Annotated in this window: 13 protein-coding genes; 10 read left to right on the top strand and 3 right to left on the bottom strand. The window is 35.2% G+C overall.

Going from position 1 to position 17,898, the window contains the following annotated elements; genetic code table 11:
* Nucleotides 1-2 precede the first annotated feature (2 nt).
* The 3 genes from P178_RS0109100 to P178_RS23375 are packed head-to-tail and all read left to right on the top strand — an operon-like array spanning nucleotide 3 to nucleotide 3,085.
* Nucleotides 3-1,334 (top strand): vanadium-dependent haloperoxidase, encoded by a 1,332-nt coding sequence (locus P178_RS0109100; protein WP_027065940.1) that lies wholly within the window; start codon nucleotides 3-5, stop codon nucleotides 1,332-1,334.
* Between the two features lies 1 nt (nucleotide 1,335).
* On the top strand, nucleotides 1,336-2,226 hold the full coding sequence (locus tag P178_RS0109095) for a transcriptional regulator (RefSeq protein ID WP_027065939.1): 891 nt from the start codon (nucleotides 1,336-1,338) through the stop codon (nucleotides 2,224-2,226).
* A gap of 1 nt (nucleotide 2,227) precedes the next feature.
* Complete coding sequence (locus P178_RS23375; protein ID WP_027065938.1) at nucleotides 2,228-3,085, top strand: hypothetical protein; 858 nt, start codon at nucleotides 2,228-2,230, stop codon at nucleotides 3,083-3,085.
* Nucleotides 3,086-3,093: 8 nt separating this feature from the next.
* On the opposite strand, the gene P178_RS0109085 is transcribed toward P178_RS23375, so the two are convergent.
* The gene (locus P178_RS0109085) at nucleotides 3,094-6,810 is read right to left on the bottom strand and encodes a metallophosphoesterase (protein ID WP_027065937.1); all 3,717 of its coding nucleotides are present in this window, start codon (nucleotides 6,808-6,810) and stop codon (nucleotides 3,094-3,096) included.
* A gap of 57 nt (nucleotides 6,811-6,867) precedes the next feature.
* Between P178_RS0109085 and P178_RS0109080 the strand changes: the two genes are divergently transcribed.
* Nucleotides 6,868-8,085, top strand: coding sequence for a Pycsar system effector family protein (locus tag P178_RS0109080; RefSeq protein ID WP_027065936.1), 1,218 nt, complete (start codon nucleotides 6,868-6,870; stop codon nucleotides 8,083-8,085).
* Here the strand turns inward: P178_RS0109080 and P178_RS0109075 are convergent.
* Complete coding sequence (locus P178_RS0109075) at nucleotides 8,074-10,446, bottom strand: hypothetical protein (RefSeq protein WP_027065935.1); 2,373 nt, start codon at nucleotides 10,444-10,446, stop codon at nucleotides 8,074-8,076. The two genes, P178_RS0109080 and P178_RS0109075, sit on opposite strands and share 12 nt — an antisense overlap.
* Nucleotides 10,447-10,557: 111 nt before the next feature.
* On the opposite strand from P178_RS0109075, the gene P178_RS0109070 reads away from it, so the two are divergent.
* Nucleotides 10,558-11,454: a metallophosphoesterase gene (locus tag P178_RS0109070; RefSeq protein ID WP_027065934.1), complete on the top strand. Its 897-nt coding sequence runs from the start codon at nucleotides 10,558-10,560 to the stop codon at nucleotides 11,452-11,454.
* A gap of 1 nt (nucleotide 11,455) precedes the next feature.
* Here the strand turns inward: P178_RS0109070 and P178_RS0109065 are convergent, their stop codons facing one another.
* A complete protein-coding gene (locus P178_RS0109065) occupies nucleotides 11,456-12,718 on the bottom strand; it encodes an aminotransferase class V-fold PLP-dependent enzyme (protein ID WP_027065933.1) in 1,263 nt (420 codons plus the stop codon).
* Nucleotides 12,719-13,068: 350 nt separating this feature from the next.
* Between P178_RS0109065 and aqpZ the strand changes: the two genes are divergently transcribed.
* From aqpZ to P178_RS0109040, 5 genes are all read left to right on the top strand, one after another.
* Nucleotides 13,069-13,764, top strand: coding sequence for an aquaporin Z (gene aqpZ, locus P178_RS0109060; protein ID WP_027065932.1), 696 nt, complete (start codon nucleotides 13,069-13,071; stop codon nucleotides 13,762-13,764).
* Nucleotides 13,765-13,861: 97 nt separating this feature from the next.
* Nucleotides 13,862-15,178 (top strand): gluconate:H+ symporter, encoded by a 1,317-nt coding sequence (locus P178_RS0109055; protein ID WP_027065931.1) that lies wholly within the window; start codon nucleotides 13,862-13,864, stop codon nucleotides 15,176-15,178.
* Nucleotides 15,179-15,189: 11 nt separating this feature from the next.
* On the top strand, nucleotides 15,190-15,657 hold the full coding sequence (locus tag P178_RS0109050) for a RidA family protein (RefSeq protein WP_027065930.1): 468 nt from the start codon (nucleotides 15,190-15,192) through the stop codon (nucleotides 15,655-15,657).
* A 5-nt stretch (nucleotides 15,658-15,662) separates the two neighbouring features.
* Complete coding sequence (locus P178_RS0109045) at nucleotides 15,663-16,775, top strand: D-TA family PLP-dependent enzyme (RefSeq protein ID WP_027065929.1); 1,113 nt, start codon at nucleotides 15,663-15,665, stop codon at nucleotides 16,773-16,775.
* Between the two features lie 2 nt (nucleotides 16,776-16,777).
* The gene (locus tag P178_RS0109040; protein WP_027065928.1) at nucleotides 16,778-17,845 is read left to right on the top strand and encodes a dipeptidase; all 1,068 of its coding nucleotides are present in this window, start codon (nucleotides 16,778-16,780) and stop codon (nucleotides 17,843-17,845) included.
* Nucleotides 17,846-17,898 lie beyond the last annotated feature (53 nt).

The following is a 17,898-nucleotide window of genomic DNA, read 5'->3' as shown; positions in this document are numbered from 1 at the left end:
CAATGAAGAGGTATATTATTATTTTAGTAACAGGAATTTTATTATCTAACTGCACACCAAAAAAAGAAGAACCTATTAAAATAACCCCAGAAGAGCTTCATAATTCTATTGACAAAGTAATAGATATTATGATTCATGATATTTTTTCTCCTCCGGTAGCTAGTAGAATATTCGCTTACCCAAATATTGCAGCCTATGAAATAGTAGCGCAGGTAAATCCAAAATACAACTCATTGGCGGGTCAAATTACCGACCTAGAACCAATACCTGAAATGGATACAATATCTGGTATTAATCCACGATTATCGGCTTTGATAGCACACATGAATATTAGTCGTCAATTAATCTTCTCTGAAGATAAATTTGATGTTTTACAAGACAGCTTATTCACACAGTGGAAAGCAACCAATGAAAGTGAATTTGAAACTTCTAAGGCTTATGGACTAAAAGTTGCTGACCACATTAAAGAATGGATGGGTAAAGACAATTACAGTCAAACCCGTACAATGCCAAAATTTACGGTAAATACAGACGACCAAACTAGATGGCAACCAACACCACCGGCTTACATGGATGGAATAGAGCCACATTGGAGTAAAATTAGACCATTCATCATAGATTCGGCCTCACAATTTAAGCCAATACCACCACCAGCATTTTCATTAGAAAAAGACTCAGATTTTTACAAAGAGTTAATTGAAGTTTACAATATCAGTAATGAGATAACAAAAAATGGTGATGAATCTGAAGAAGTAGCTATTGCTAAATTCTGGGATTGTAATCCTTATGTTTCCGTAACAAGAGGGCACCTAATGTTCGCTACCAAAAAAATAACTCCAGGCGCGCATTGGATCGGAATCACAAAAATAGCTAGCAAAAAAGTTAATAGTGATTTTGACGATACGGTTTACGCCTACACCAAAACCTCTTTGGCAATCGCAGATGCCTTTATCAGTTGTTGGGACGAGAAATATCGCAGTAATCTAATAAGACCAGAAACGTTGATCAACCAGCATATAGATGAGAATTGGAAGCCTATTTTACAGACACCTCCTTTTCCAGAATATACTAGTGGACATAGTGTTGTTTCAGGTGCTGCTGCAACTGCCTTAACGAGTATTTATGGTGATAATTTCAGTTTTGAAGATGATACTGAAACTCCTTACGGTCTGCCTATCAGAAAATTTAATTCGTTCAATGAAGCTGCAGACGAAGCGGCTTTGAGCAGAATGTATGGAGGAATTCATTATAGAGCCGCTATTGAAGTTGGTGTGGGGCAAGGAAGAAAAATTGGTGCTCTTTTGGAATCTAAAATTAAGATGAAGAACAATTAAAATGAGAAAAGGAATTACCATTTCAATTGCACTTATTTCTATTGCACTACTTTGGTATTTTTTCATAAAACCACAAGACTATCAAATTAGAGTTGTAGCGAAGGCAAATACCGGTACAATTAACCAAGCCCTAAAATCTTGGAACAAAACTCTTAAAGAAGCTTCTATTCGTCAACTGAGTGACCTTAACCACTTAGAACAAATGATTGCTACTGGTGATTCCACGCATATTTATTTGTGGAACATTACTCCAATTACTGATTCTACCTCGCAATTAGTAGTAGATGTAAAGGACGCTGACTACAGTTTAAATAACAAGTTGGTTATACCTTTCGGTGATACTGATTTTGAAAAACAATCAAGAAAAACGGTTACAGATTTCATTGAAAGTTTAAATATTCATAGAAAAGAATTCAAAACTACCTTTATAGGTGAAGATGAACTGCCATCTACTTATTGTGCTTGTGTTGAGCACAAAACCACCCAAAGTAACAAGGCGTTTGGAATGATGGAAAGCTATCCTTTTCTAAACTCTGTTATTGCAGGAAATGGCATTCAAGTAAACGGAATTCCGTTTATTGAGACTACAGACTGGAACATGCAAAATGATAGTATCTCTTTTAATTTTTGTTATCCTATTATCAAAACAGACTCATTACCCATTGTAAAGAATATGGTATATAAAGAGTTTATTGGCAAGAAATCCTTGAAAGCCATTTACAATGGTAATTATATGACATCGGATAGGGCTTGGTATACCCTGTTAGATTACGCAAAAGAGAATAATATAAAAATAGAGCAGAAACCAATTGAATTCTTTTTCAATAACCCTAATATGGGTGGAGATGCTTTACGTTGGAAAGCCGAAATATTCATGCCAATTGCAGAATAAAATGAACAAGATTGCTTTTACATCCTTACTTCTAATCTCTACTTTGATTTCCTGTACAAATTACGGGCAATTAAAAGTGGTTACTGATTTACCTTGTAGTTTAGATGAGAATTCAGGATTGGCAACCTATGGTGATTCTACAGTTTGGGTAGTGGAAGATAATGGTAATAAAGATGAAATATATCAAGTAAACCTTAAGGGCAAAATTATAAAAAGTTTAGAGGTAAAAAATGGAGGTAATCATGACTGGGAAGACCTCACCAAAGATGTATCTGGCAACCTATATATTGCAGATATCGGTAATAACGATAACGAACGTAAAAACTTGGTGATTTATAAATTACCTAACCCAACTAGTGAACCTGGGAACAAAATAGATGCTGAAAAAATAGAACTTTATTACCCTGATCAAAAAGATTTTCCCCCTAAGAAGGATGCTCGTTTGTATGATTCAGAGGCTATATTTCATCACGGAGATAAATTATACATTATTACAAAAAATAGATCAAAACCATTCTCGGGTGAAGCTCATATATATACCGTTCCAGACACTAAAGGAAAGTATGAAGCAAAGTTCGTTGGTTCATTTACCCCATGTACAGATTGGAAAGTATGCCAAATTACATCAATAGATATATCGCCAAAAGGAGATAAAATAATAGCGCTTAGTTATGGTAAACTTTTTATATTCACAGACTTCTCTTGGGATGATTTCACCAAAGGAAACATGCAAGAAATTGACTTAGGTGCCAGAAGTCAGCTAGAATCTGTTTGCTTTTTAAATGACAGTACCCTGCTTATTTCTGATGAACGCACTCACGGCACCGGAGGCAACCTATACACCTATTCTTTAAAATAATTATATCTCTAGAATCCAAAACCTAGACCAAATGTAAATCTTGGTCCGTCTTCACTGGCAAATATTGCGGTGTTAATGGAGATAATATCAGAAGCGTTTAAAAAGAATCCTCCACCGTAAGAAGTATGCCAACGTCCAGAACTCATTTCTGGATACCAAACTCTACCATAATCAAAGCCTCCAAAAAGACCCATTGCAATTGGCAATAGTCTGGTTCTTTTCTTTTTTAAACTAAATCTAATATCCGTATTCTGATAATATGATGTTTTCCCAGTGAAACGTTGATTTCTAAACCCACGCAAACCATCTAACCCACCAATACTAGCGGCTTGATAAAATTCATAATCGTCGCCAATATTAAATTGTGCCTTCCATTTTGTAGCGAGCACTAATCGACCATTAGGAATTAGTTTATAATCAAAACCTAGACTTGGTATTATATATCCAAAACTACCACTCTCTTTTGAAAGGTTTTCTTTGAAACCAACTTGCAATGAAGAAGACATCCCTAAAGTTGGAAAAGCTTCATTATCCTTATTTTCATATGTATAAGCAGCATTTACACCCACAAAATCGCTATTGGTTTCTTCTCCATTTTCTTGATAAAAAGTATTTATAAATCTATCGTTAGTTTCCTCTACACTAATATTTTCATAAGAAATACCAAACTTTACTTTAGCCCCCAATTGCCCTCTCCAAACCAATGACGGAGAAAAATCTATTTGCCTAAGCTTAACCCTATTATAATCTAACTCTAAATCATCATCAAAATTTTCAGTATTGTTTCCAAAACCAAAGAAGTTAACTGCAAAATTCGGACTCGTAAATCGTGCAGATAATTCAGCATTCCAATTCTCAAAAACATGTGCAAACTCGCCTTGATATTTAAAGTCAAAACCACTTGTCGCAAAATAATACGAAGCCGCAAAAGTGTGTTGTTGTGTAAATGGGTTTTGCCTAAAACCGTTATACGTATAGGTATTCATAAAGCCTATTCTAACCCCGTCATCTGGATTAAACCCAATAGTAGGAATTATTTGATTATAGCTATTTCTTAGTTTAAGCGGCTGGTATGTGTTAAGCTCATAATCATCTGACAACTTTACTTTTGCCCCACCAGTTTCTTTAAACGTGTTTTTCTTGCTCTTAAAATCATACAATGCTACATTTCTACCATCTTCTATTCTATATATATCATTGTTATGCCCTCCTATAATCCTAACCTTGACTCCAGAATAATTCGACGGATTTTTAACTTCAAAAATATCATCATCATCTAAACCAAAAACCCATAATTCCTTGGTGTCTACTTTAGTAAAAACCTTATAGTAAAATAATCTCTTCTTTTTATCGCTGATATTTCTGTAAACTTTTACTTCTGTTTCGGTATCATTTAACCTGTTTATTTCAAACCAGTCATCTTTATCCGTACCTGCAACTACTGCATATTTGTTTAAAATCTTATAATATTCATTCGCGGTTTCTTGAATATTACCTAATCGTGCCAATAGCGTTTTTTTAATTTCATCTACGGTTTCATCTCGCACTTCTACTGGAAAAGATTTAAATGCTTCATCTATATCACTTGACTTCAAATTATCCTGTAAATACTTTGCTTGTGCCAACCATTGACTTTTTTCTGTTTCGCCCAATAAAGTGAGATCTAAAACATAGGTCATTGGCGATGAATTAAATCCTTTTACATTTCTAATTTCGTCGTTAAAACCTTCCATAAGTCTTAAACCTGGTATTATTCTCGTAGCTAAATTCATTAGAGCACCATCTCCCATTTTTGAAAATACTTGATCACGATCTCTTGGTACGGGCCTATAGATTGTTTTATCTTTCTCTTTAAACTCTGCCCAACGCCATTGATCAACATGCCTATCCCAATCACCAAGAACCATATCAAAAAGTCTTGCTCTTAAATAAAGATCTTTGTCTACCTCATATTGCTCGTCATCTCTTAAATCTTCAAGCATACTATCTGTACTCTTCAATTCATTTGAATACCCAAAGCTTGCCAAATCTCCATGACCGTCCCCAGTATGTTCTTCAATCATATACAATTCATCTCCAAAAGAGTCATTAAACTCCTTTAGAGCAGGTTGTTTAGGTACATAATACAAAACTGGGTTGGTGTGGTAAATACCAACGGCATCAGATAATTTTGCTGTTGTAAATGGACCATAAGGATGAGAGCCTGTATAAAAATCTTGTAACAACTCTTGTGTATAGGTCTCTTTTAAATCATCAAGTACATATTGATCTTGAAAAGCCATGGACTGCAAATAAAGTTCAGCGCTCTTTCTCAGTGCCCTCATCACATACTCCCTACCATCCTTCGCACGTAGTCTCAATGATTTAGATTGGTGACCACCACCTTTTTTTACAGGTTCTAAGCCTCCCATTAATGAATCTAAGTTTACCGTAGGCACTTTCACTTCCGTACCATAATATTTACGATAACGTTCTCCCCATATTCCCTTAAAAAATCCACTTTTGTCAATTTCTTTTTGAGAGTAAACAGAGGCTTTTACACTATCAGGAAAAGAGGCTGTTAGTTGATCTACATACTCAATTTGAGTTGGCGGAAAAACCTCATTTGTAAACAAAAACTCCTCACTATTATCATCTCCTACCCCATAGAATCTAACTCTAGACGAACCATCTTTATATACCTCTAAAGTGGCATATCCCATTTTACCGGTATTAAACTGAGAACCGTTCAATAACTTTGTAAAACCTTCTTTTGCCCCTGAACCACTTACAATTTGTGGGGTATTATTTTCAAGTATATACTGCAGCGTATGTTCATGCCCCGATGCGAATATTACACGGTCAGAATATTGTGCCAAGGTCGTTACCCTATTCATTAATTCTCTATAACGCTTGTTATTCACATCTTCAATCGATGCCCCAGAGGTACTTCTCAATACATTAATAAAAGATCCTAAAACAGGAACCGGCACCGCCATTTGTTTTGGATAGAATTGTTTTCTTAACGAATATTGACCTCCGTGCTCCCCGTAACTATTTGTAGGATGATGCATTGCAATTACGGTTGTACGATCACGATAGCCCTTTATTGCATCTTCGAGTTCTAAGAAAAATTTATCCCTACTTTTTATTTCGCACTTGTCGTTAATATCTGGACGCTTGTCCCAGTTCGTCAAATACCATTCTGTATCTATAGTAATTATCGCAACATCATCACCTATTTCTATCACATCTATGGGGCAACCGTTCTCTGGCAAAAAAGGATCTTTCTCTTTTTCTTTTAATGCTCTTTTTATATAATTTTCTTCACGTTCAAGTCCAATTAATCCTTCGGTATACCAATCATGATTTCCAGGTATAAAAAGTGGTCTTCCCTTAAAATTATCTAAAGTTTTTATCTGGGCATCTAAATGGTTTGCCGCTGTTCTATATGCTTGTGTAGAATCTTTTGGGTCTGGTAATCCGGCCGGGTAAATATTATCCCCTAAGAAAATAGCAGTACTATTCTTATCCGCTTTATCCAATCTATCCTTGAAAATTTTTAGTGCTGGGTTCATTCCTCCCATCGGAGATAAGCCTGCATCTCCGATTAGATAAAATGTATGAGACACTTCCTTAGCCTCGTTTACATCAACGGCATATTTTTCATCAACGTATTTTGTCTTATGAGTTGCACAACCTGTAATGAAAAGAAAAACCAATAGATATGCGTAATATTTTTTCATAGCACTATAACCCTCTTTAAATTTTCGTAATTTGGGAAATTCTAACAAAACTCTTCCATGTCAAACATCTTAGAAAAGACACAACAATTTGCTGTAGAATTACTTACCAACCAATTGGACAAGAACTTCTTATATCACAATCTAAGACACACTCAACGCGTAGTCAAAAGTACTAAACAAATATTGGATTCATGTTCTCTATCCGATGAAGATAAGGAGATATTGGAGCTGGTTGCTTGGCTACATGATACTGGTTATACCAAAGGCATTAAGGATCATGAAGAGCATAGCTGTGAGATAGCACAAGAGTTTTTAGAAAAAGAAGGATATGACAAAGAGCGAATAGAAAAAGTTAAAAAGTGCATACTTGCCACCAAATGGAATGCCAAACCCACTAATTTGATGGATAAGATAATCCGCGATGCCGACTCTTCTCATTTTGCACAAAGTAGCTATATAGAAACTTCAGATTTATTACGCGAAGAGCTAAAACTTCTTGGAATAAAAAAATATTCTTATAAAGAATGGTTAGATATCAATATTCAGGTTTTTAGAACCGACCACCAATATTATACAGATTACGCAAAGGAAAATTGGTTAGAGAAAAAAGACAAAAATTTAAGAAAACTTGTAAAGGATAAAAAGTCTGAAAAGAAACTTGCCAAGAAAGAAAAACTTAAGGCTCAATTTAAAAGTGAGAGCCCTGATCGTGGAATACAAACACTATACCGTGTAACACTAAAAAACCATATTACCCTTAGTGATATTGCAGACACCAAAGCGAACATATTATTATCTGTAAACGCCATTATCATATCATTAGCGCTGTCTAATCTTATACCAAAATTAGACAACCCATCTAATGACTACCTTATTTACCCTACGGTAATATTTGTATTTTTTAGCGTAGTTTCTATGGTACTCGCTGTTTTAGCAACCAGACCAAATGTAACCAGTGGCGAATTCACCAAAGAAGATGTCAAGAACAAAAACGTAAATCTATTGTTCTTTGGAAATTTTCATAAAATGGCATTAAGCGATTATGAATGGGCTATACAAGAAATGCTTAAGGACAAAGATTATATATACACTTCATTAACGAAGGATCTTTATTTTCTTGGGATTGTACTAAATAGAAAATACTCGCTACTTCGTTGGACCTATACAATCTTTATGATTGGCATGATACTATCTGTAATAGCATTTGCAGTTTCATTCAAGTTCTTTGGTCCTGATCGTAAAATAGAACTACTTAGTCAAGTTCTATTCTTTTAAAGCATCCATTAAATCTTGATAAGTATATGTCTTTTCAGGTTCTTGCTCTCTTTTATAAAGTATTTCTGCCCTAATTGCTTTTAAACCAGACACCCCCTGTAAGCCTTCTAATTCAACAATTTCAATCTTATCGGTAAAGCAGCCTTTAGATTTTAGAAACTTAATATACCTTAAGTATTCTAGCTCATCTTTTTTCTGAGAATATACAATGGAAAGAACCCCTTTTTCAGTTAAACGCTGATTTGTTCCTTTTATATAAGACTTATCTATTCTTTTCTTTATAACCTCGTAACGCGCATTATAGGTGCCATCAACATCAAACTGTTTTTCGTCCATTCTAAAACGAATAGATAATGATGTGTTATATACCAATATTAATGATGCTACATCCAACGGTACCGGTAATTTTGGTTTCAATGAATAATGGGCATTTTCCATCTCGCACATTACTTGTAACTGCCACAACCTTAAATTATTAAGATACAAATGGTTATACTCCTTATTTTCTGAGATTGAAGAACCAATATACATGTTGTGTTCTACACCATCAGTTTTATAACGCTCATAGTAATGCGGATACATTGCCTGTGCGCTTTCTTGTCTTTTATCAATAATTGCGGATACCTTTTTATTAATCAATGTTACGCTTTCATCGTAATTCTTTCTATGATCATAATATGAACCTGTACCCATATCAATTTTAGACTCATACTTTAAAATATGTTTCTCGATATCTTTGTCGTTTTTTTTAAGATGTTCAAAAACAGGAGAAATCTCATCGTTTACAAAATCGAAAATTGCTTGTTCGCTATTGGTATAAAGAGTCTCTTTAATACTTTCTAGGTGGTTATTGACTCTAAAAATCAACTCCTCATAGATAGGCAGCTCCCATTTTTTAAATGCAATATTTAGTACATTATCAATTTCAGATAACTGAATCATTAAATCTCGCTGTATGGCTAAATTTCTAGCTTGCGAAGAATCTTTAATATCTATTTGCCCAAATAGTGGATATACATCTTTGAAAACGATTTCCTTGAATGAAGGAGATCTTCCCTCGGTTTCATCAAGAATAAATTTTTTGGCTTCCTCTTGAAATTTCCAATATACCGATGAATGAACAGACGTACACTCATTTTGTATAATAGCGTCTATTCTATTGTTTTCCTCATTTTTAGTACGTACGACTGCCGATACTATAAAAGGCATTACATCATCAAGCTTTTGTGCATTAACACCATTAAGAACGCCTTTCTTCTCAGAAACTATTTCCAAAACTCCTAAAAGATTATTTTCAAAAGCTATTGGCGCAAAAATAGCACTTTGTACACCTTGCTCTTTTAATCCTTTAAAGGGCTGCATATTACCAGATTGTTCAACTTTAAGGTCTATATCTGCAATAGTATAGTATGAATTACTTCCAATTAATTTATCATAAGAATCTTCACAAAGAGCATTTTTACAATTCATGTGATGCTCCCCTCTTAAAAGAAAACTTTCGAAACCCATGCCCGCTACCTCTTCAAATTGATCTTTCTTAGCATCAAAAGAGGCAAAACCAACTTTAATATTTGGCAATCTAAAAAAGGATTTAAACGTTTCTTGCAAATCATGCATGAATTTTGCAGGTTGCAAAGTATCCTTTGATATCAATTTCGATTTAATATTTGATATTGCCTGTTCCATGGTAACATCAAACAAATTAGCAATTACAAATCCTTTACTAATAAAACTTTCTGGCGGAATTTTTTCTATCCAAAGCGTTGCATCCGTAGGGTTTGCTAAAAGTTCATCTACATCTTCTTGTGTAATCTCTTTTGCTTTATCGGTAGGTATAATATCAATAAAATCGGCATTATATAAAATGCGATAATGACGCATTACACCAGCGGCATCTGGAATATCATAAAAGTAAGGACGACTAAAATCTAGCTGATAACCGTAGTAATAATTTAAAATAACCACACAGCTCATAATATAATCCATCTCTTCACCAAGATTTCGCAATTCTGGTTCGTAGTTATCCCCTGCTTCACTAATTATAGTTTGAAACCGTTTAGAAGATTTTATAATAGTATTTTGAAAAGGAAGGGTTGCAACCTTTATCTCATTTCCACTTAATGCTTCTGTAAACGTATCTTGTAAAATACGCTCGATCAAATCTTTATTTTTCTCTAATAGACTAAAATCGGAAAAACCGTCACGTAACTCAGGGAAACCTTTTTCAACTGCCAATATTCTTTCTGCTGTAGCAGCCAAAAATGGATTGTCACCTTTTAAATGTTGATCGTACTTCTGTAGAAGTTTTTCAAAACTTATAAGGTGCTTAACCGGCATTTTCAATCTATCGTGCTTTCCCATGACCTAGTTAGTCTACAATTAAGCTGTAAAGTTACAAAACATACCATATTTTTTAGTGTACTAAGTTCTTATGGTTAACGGGATTTTCGGATATTTAACGAAAAATAGACCATGTCATCGGATAGTAGACTTACAAGAGCTTACAAAAACGCTAAAGTTATCCCGTTTGACGACTCTTCTAAGTTTATACTTTTTAGCGATTGTCACAGGGGTGATAATAGTTTTGCCGATGAATTTGCCAACAATAGAAATATCTATTTCCATGCTCTTAAATTCTATTTTTCTGAAGGATTTGACTACTGTGAGCTTGGCGATGGTGATGAACTGTGGGAAAACATTTATTTTGAATCTATTTTTGAAGCCCATAAAAATGTTTACAAACTATTAAAACAGTTTCATTTAGCACATAGACTGCATATGATTTGGGGAAATCATGATATGGTTTATAAAGATGAGGCTTATGTAAAAAAGCATTTATCTAGTTATTTTGAGCCTATAGATGACAAAGATAAATCGTTATTTGAAGGTATAAAATATCATGAAGCCCTTATCTTAAAACATAAAAATACAAACCAAGAAGTCTTTCTTACCCATGGCCACCAAGCAGATTGGTGGAATTATACATTTTGGCGCTGGGGTAGATTTTTGGTAAGAGTGTTATGGAAACCGTTACAAGTTTGGGGTATTGCAGACCCTACATCTCCTGCTAAAAATTATACTGAACTAATAAAAGTAGAGCGACGTATAAAAAAATGGATTTTAAAGAATAATCTTAAAGTATCTGTCGTAGGTCATACCCACAGACCTCGTTTTCCAGAGCCTGGAGATATACCTCTTTTTAATGATGGCAGCTGTGTACACCCAAGAAGTATTACCGGAATAGAAATTGAAAATGGTTGTATTTCTTTGATAAAATGGCAAATAAACACCACAGATGATGGCACACTTCGCGTCGTCCGTATTTTATTGGAAGGCCCACAAAAGTTGGCGGATTACATAACTCGTTAAATTAACTTCTTTTTGCCATGGTTTTCATAGCGATAACAAAACTATCCAACTCATCTGTGGTAGTGTAAACATTGGGTGTAATTCTACATCCTTTTACATTTGCATAATCAACACCTACTGTAAATATTTTAAACTCACTTAATAATTGAGCCGCTAGCTCCTTTGCATCCATTGATGATATTCCCACATTTGCGATACCACAACTACGATGCATTTCTACTGGAGTGTTTACGGTAATATTGGGCACATTTCTTAATTTATCGCTCCAATATTTTTGTAGAAACTGAAGCCTTTCTTGTTTGCGTTCTATTCCAATCATCTCTATATAATCTAAAGCATCATTAACAGCTAAATCTGTATGTACAGGTAATGTTCCAGTATGATTTAATCGTTGAATAAGGTCAGAATCATTTTCCCAATCTGTAAAAAGCGGCCATATTTTTGTGATTTTATCTTTCGCTACATGCAACATGCCCGATCCAAGAGGAACACTCAACCATTTGTGTAAACTAGTTCCATAATAATCGCAATTCAATGCTTCTATATCTACATTAAAATGACCAATACAATGAGCTCCATCTACCAAAACCTCAACTCCATACTTATGCGCCATGTCACAAATCTTACGAATTGGCAATATATGTCCGGTAATATTAATCATATGGCTCACCATCATTAATCTGGTTTTAGGTGTAATCGCTTTTTCATATAAAGCCACTAATTCTTCATCAGACTCTGGATAGTTTGGAACATCAACAATCGCTGTTTTAATACCATATTTTTTAACCATCAACTGAAAATGGTCTTTCATTGAACCATAATCTTGTAAAGCATAAATGGCTTCGTCGCCTTTTTCCCAAGGATAACCACCAATTATTAAATCTAATGACTCTGTTGCATTTCTAGTTATCACCAACTCTTCTGGAGTGCTGCCAACAAACTTCGCCAAACGATCACGTACGTTTGCTTTATTATCCCATTGTACGGTACGCATATAGTATGAAGCCTCATAGTTGACCATTTTTAAATGTTCTATATACTTCATCATAATCGGTTTTGGGATAAAATTATAATATCCATTCTCAAGGTTAATATAATCTGGTTTTAAAAGATAATCTTCCCGTATTCTTAACCAAAATTCATCTTCAGTTTTCGTTATATATGATTTTGTTGGCACTGCTCCTTTTACCACAGAACTGTATGATAAAAAAGGCAAGGTAAAAGCTGCTTTACCCATGTTGGTCAAAAACTGTCTTTTATTCATGATGGCTTTATTTTTTGATACCTGGATTCTTAAGTTATTAATAATGTATATCAAACACTCTTTTAAAAATATTAAAACTAAACTAATGAATACCAATATAGTAAGCTTCTATTTGAGGAATTTATCCAATTATTATTTTAAGGCAATAAGAATTATAAATATGAATAAAAATTTAGGCAATTCATGCTAACTCTTTAATACGTGATAATACAAAACACTTAAAAATTATTTTGTTTATTCAGAAATAAACAAGTAAAAATTCAATGAATAATCAAAAAATTGAATAAATAATTGTGACTTTCTTAATATTTCGGTTTCCTAATAAATACAATCAATTAAACCTTATTGAAATGAAAAAATTTATTGCAGAATTTATCGGCACATTATGGCTTGTTTTAGGTGGTTGCGGTAGCGCCGTAATTGCCGCAGGATTTCCAGAACTAGGTATTGGCTTTGTTGGGGTCTCTTTAGCCTTTGGTTTAACCGTGGTTACCATGGCATATGCCATAGGTCACATTTCTGGCTGTCATTTAAACCCAGCCGTAACTATTGGTGTTTGGATAGGTGGGCGTTTTGACGGCAAAGATGTTTTTCCTTATATAGTTGCCCAGGTAATGGGCGGTATTGCAGGTGCAGCTATTCTTTTTCTTATTGCTTCTGGCAAGTCTGATTTTGTATTGGGCGGCTTTGCCTCCAATGGTTACGGTGAACATTCACCTGGCGGTTATGGCATGACCTCTGCCTTGATCATTGAAGTAGTAATGACCTTCATTTTCCTATTCGTAATATTAGGTTCTACGTATACAAAAGCTCCTAGAGGTTTCGCCGGTTTGGCAATAGGTCTTTGTCTTACCCTAATTCACTTAATAAGTATACCGGTTACCAATACCTCCGTAAACCCTGCACGTAGTACCAGTCAAGCCCTTTTTGTTGGAGACTGGGCGATAGATCAGCTTTGGTTATTTTGGTTAGCCCCAATAGTTGGTGCAATTTTAGCAGGATTAATTTACAAAGCAATTTCACCGGAAATAACAGATAATTTGTAAAATATTTATGACCAAGCTCATCGTATTTAGATAAAGTATGATGAGCTTTTTTTTTATGGTATATTTAGAGAATCAACTAAACTAACTCTTTTAAAATATGCCTTTAATCATTGTAATCATAGGAATTCTTCTCCTATTCATTCTCATTGCCAAATTTAAACTCAACGCATTCATCACATTCATCATTGTATCATTATTCGTTGGTATTGCAGAAGGTATGGAACCTATTAGTGTCGTCGATTCTATACAGAAAGGAATAGGCAATATATTAGGGTTTCTAGTAATCATTTTAGGCCTTGGTGCCATGTTGGGAAAATTGGTTGCCGATAGTGGTGCCGCTCAACGAATTACTACTCAATTAGTAGAAAAGTTCGGAAAGAATAATATTCAATGGGCAGTTGTTTTAACCGGTTTCATTGTAGGTATTCCAATGTTCTACTCTGTAGGATTTGTAATTCTTGTTCCATTAGTTTTTACCATTGCAGCAGCTACCGGCCTACCACTTTTATATGTTGGTCTACCTATGTTGGCTTCTCTTTCGGTTACACATGGTTATTTACCACCTCACCCTGCCCCAACGGCACTTGCCACAATGTTTAATGCCGATATCGGTAAAACATTACTATACGGAATTATCGTTGCCATACCTGCAATTATCGTTGCCGGACCGTTACTTTCAAGAACATTAAAAGGAATTAATGCAACACCGCTTAAAGAGTTTTTAAACCCTGTAATTCTAAAAGAGGAAGAAATGCCTGGCATGGCAAACAGTATTATAAGCGCACTTTTACCTGTAATACTTATTGCTGTTGCAGCTTTGGCTCAATTTACAATGCCAGAAGATTTTTTTCTTACCAAAATCTTAGTTTTCATGGGTAACCCGGCAATAGCAATGTTAATTGCTGTTTTAGTCGCCATATACACATTGGGTCTAGGTCGCGGAAAAAGTATGAAAGAGGTCATGGATACTGTTGGTAGTGCTATAACCGGAATCACCATGGTACTTTTAATTATCGCTGGATCAGGCGCTTTAAAACAAGTGTTAATAGATAGTGGTGTGAGCAACTATATTGGCGGTATTCTGGAGCAATCCTCTATTTCTCCACTAATATTGGCCTGGTTAATTGCTACTGTTATTCGCGTATGTGTGGGTTCTGCTACTGTTGCCGGTTTAACCGCTGCAGGTATTGTACTTCCGCTTGTTCAAGGTACTGGTGTTAGCCCAGAATTAATGGTTCTCGCTATTGGGTCCGGTAGTTTAATGCTATCACATGTAAACGATAGTGGCTTTTGGCTTTTCAAAGAATACTTTAATTTATCCGTAAACGATACTTTAAAAAGCTGGACGGTTATGGAAACTACCGTCGGTGTTATGGGGTTATTAGGTGTTCTAGTAATTAATATGTTCATTTAAATTTAATAAATATGCAAAAGAAACCTTCTGAAAGAATAAAGGAACTGGGTTTAGTATTACCTCCCGCTCCACCTCCTGCAGGCTTATATAAACCTGTATTGGTCGTTGATCATTTTCTATATATTTCTGGTCAGGGACCTATGCAAAATGACGGATCTTTAATTATTGGTAGAGCTGGACACGACATAACTATGGAAGAAGCTAAGGTTGCCGCTAGACAAGTTGCCTTGACCATGCTTTCCACCATCCAAACTCATTTTGGTGATATTGATAAAATTAAACGTATCGTAAAGACTTTGGGAATGGTCAATTCTACTCCTGATTTTGGTCAACAACCTTTGGTTATCAATGGATTTAGCGAACTAATGGCAGATATTTTCGGACCAGATAATGGTGTTGGTGTTCGTAGTGCCGTTGGTATGATATTACCTGGAGGAATTCCTGTTGAAATTGAGGCTCATTTCGAACTACATCAATAGCACATATGCAAAAAGAAAATTGGTATTCCTTGAACCAACCTGAAGAAGTGATATCTCCTTCCTTATTGGTATATCCAGATAGAATTCAACATAACATAGAGTTAATGATTTCTATGATCGGTGATGTAACTCGTTTGCGTCCGCATGTAAAGACGTATAAAAATGCCGATATCATCAATATGCAGATGGCACGCGGAATTACAAAGTTTAAATGTGCCACTATTGCAGAAGCAGAATTATTAGGGGATTGTAAAGCCCCAGATGTTTTATTGGCTATGCAGCCGATTGGTCCCAATGCGAAGCGATTTGTTGAATTGATGAAAAAATATCCCAATTCTAAGTTTTCAACTCTTGTAGATAACACTAAAACACTTTCAATTCTCGGTGAACTGGCAAAGTCTAATGATATCAAAATTTCGCTTTGGGTAGATATTAATAATGGAATGAACCGCACCGGTATCATTCCAGATAATGATGCTTCAGAATTGTATTCCCAGTTGCATCAAAATTTAAATTTGATTGCCGAAGGCTTACATGTTTATGACGGCCATTTAAGAAATTCTAACCCTGCTACACGAGAGAATGAATGTAATAGTGCTTTTGATGCAGTATTAGCTTTACAGAAAACAATTATAAACCAAAATATTCCCAGCCCAAAAATTGTTGCGGGGGGATCACCAACATTTCCTTTTCACAGTAAAAGATTAAATGTAGAAGCTAGCCCAGGCACCACTTTATTATGGGATTCTGGTTACGGTAGTCAATTTCCTGAAATGAAATTCTTACCAGCGGCAGTTCTCTTTACTAGAATCTTAAGCAAACCTACAACTGGTATTCTTTGTTTTGATTTAGGACATAAATCTATAGCCCCAGAAATGCCTTTTCCAAGAATTGAGTTTTTAGATTTAAAGCATAGTAAACAAATTAGCCAGTCTGAAGAGCATTTAGTGGTAGAATATGATGATTTAACCATACCAGAAGTAGGCGATGTTCATTACGCCATCCCAAAACATATTTGCCCAACTGTGGTGAAATATGACACCCTAACCGTTATTAAAAACAATGCAGTTATAGACCATTGGAAAGTAAGTGCAAGAACTCAAAAATCTACAATTTAAGCATGTTCATATTCGACGCCCATTTAGACCTTTCCATGAATGCGATGGACTGGAATCGTGACCTAACATGGTCTATAGAAGAAATAAGAAAAAGCGAACAAGGTTTAACCGATAAGCCTGGCCGTGGTAACAATACCGTTTCTTTAGAAGCCATGCGTCAAGGAAACGTTGGACTCTGTATGGCGACACAAATTGCACGATATGTGCATAAAGACAATACCCTACCGGGATGGAAATCGCCGCAACAGGCATGGGCACATACACAAGGGCAATTAGCATGGTACAAAAGCATGGAAGAGGCTGGTGAAATGGTTCAGATTACCAACAAAAATCAACTTGACGCCCATTTAGCCCTTTGGAAGACTGACGAAGAAAAAAAGCCTATTGGGTATATACTAAGTCTTGAAGGTGCAGATTCAATTGTTGATGTCTCTTACCTACAAAAGGCTTTCGACAGTGGATTACGTGCCATTGGTCCTGCTCATTATGGACCTGGGACTTATGCTCACGGTACAAATTCCGTTGGTGGTATTGGAACAAAAGGAAGAGTTTTACTAAAAGAAATTCAAAGATTAGGCATCATCTTAGATGTTACCCACCTGTGCGATTTAAGTTTTTGGGAAACTATGGTAAACTATGATGGTCCACTTTGGGCAAGTCATAACAATTGTAGGGCATTGGTAAATCATCACCGCCAATTTACTGATGAACAATTAAAGGAAATTATAGCTAGAAAAGGGGTAATAGGGGTTGTTTTAGATGCTTGGATGATGACACCAACTTGGGAACGTGGTGTATCCACACCTGAATCCGCAAATGTAAGTTTAGAGCAGATAATTGATAACATTGACCATATTTGTCAATTAGCAGGCAATACTAATCACGTTGGAATTGGTTCTGATTTAGATGGCGGATTTGGAAAAGAACAAGGTCCTGCAGATGTAGATACTATTGCAGACCTTCAGAAAATTTCTGGATTATTAGAAAAACGAGGCTACTCTAACAACGACATTGAAAAAATAATGAATGGTAATTTCATTACATTTTTAGAAAAAAACCTACCAAACTAAATATCCTTTTATCGAATAATAGTATAACCTGCAGTATTTTAACGAAGCCTTAA

Origin of the sequence: Maribacter sp. Hel_I_7, assembly GCF_000688315.1 — a bacterium.
Classification (GTDB): domain Bacteria; phylum Bacteroidota; class Bacteroidia; order Flavobacteriales; family Flavobacteriaceae; genus Maribacter; species Maribacter stanieri.
Note: the sequence above shows the minus strand (reverse complement) of the source record. Positions and strands in the feature narration are given on the sequence as shown.

Excerpts from the sequence above, each read along its gene's own strand:
- P178_RS0109045 (WP_027065929.1), top strand. The coding sequence starts at position 15,663 with ATGCAAAAAGAAAATTGGTATTCCTTGAACCAACCTGAAGAAGTGATA.
- P178_RS0109070 (WP_027065934.1), top strand. The coding sequence starts at position 10,558 with ATGTCATCGGATAGTAGACTTACAAGAGCTTACAAAAACGCTAAAGTT.
- P178_RS0109095 (WP_027065939.1), top strand. The coding sequence starts at position 1,336 with ATGAGAAAAGGAATTACCATTTCAATTGCACTTATTTCTATTGCACTA.
- P178_RS0109055 (WP_027065931.1), top strand. The coding sequence starts at position 13,862 with ATGCCTTTAATCATTGTAATCATAGGAATTCTTCTCCTATTCATTCTC.
- P178_RS0109100 (WP_027065940.1), top strand. The coding sequence starts at position 3 with ATGAAGAGGTATATTATTATTTTAGTAACAGGAATTTTATTATCTAAC.
- P178_RS0109050 (WP_027065930.1), top strand. The coding sequence starts at position 15,190 with ATGCAAAAGAAACCTTCTGAAAGAATAAAGGAACTGGGTTTAGTATTA.
- P178_RS0109080 (WP_027065936.1), top strand. The coding sequence starts at position 6,868 with ATGTCAAACATCTTAGAAAAGACACAACAATTTGCTGTAGAATTACTT.
- P178_RS0109040 (WP_027065928.1), top strand. The coding sequence starts at position 16,778 with ATGTTCATATTCGACGCCCATTTAGACCTTTCCATGAATGCGATGGAC.
- P178_RS0109065 (WP_027065933.1), bottom strand. The coding sequence starts at position 12,718 with ATGAATAAAAGACAGTTTTTGACCAACATGGGTAAAGCAGCTTTTACC.
- P178_RS23375 (WP_027065938.1), top strand. The coding sequence starts at position 2,228 with ATGAACAAGATTGCTTTTACATCCTTACTTCTAATCTCTACTTTGATT.
- aqpZ (WP_027065932.1), top strand. The coding sequence starts at position 13,069 with ATGAAAAAATTTATTGCAGAATTTATCGGCACATTATGGCTTGTTTTA.
- P178_RS0109085 (WP_027065937.1), bottom strand. The coding sequence starts at position 6,810 with ATGAAAAAATATTACGCATATCTATTGGTTTTTCTTTTCATTACAGGT.
- P178_RS0109075 (WP_027065935.1), bottom strand. The coding sequence starts at position 10,446 with ATGGGAAAGCACGATAGATTGAAAATGCCGGTTAAGCACCTTATAAGT.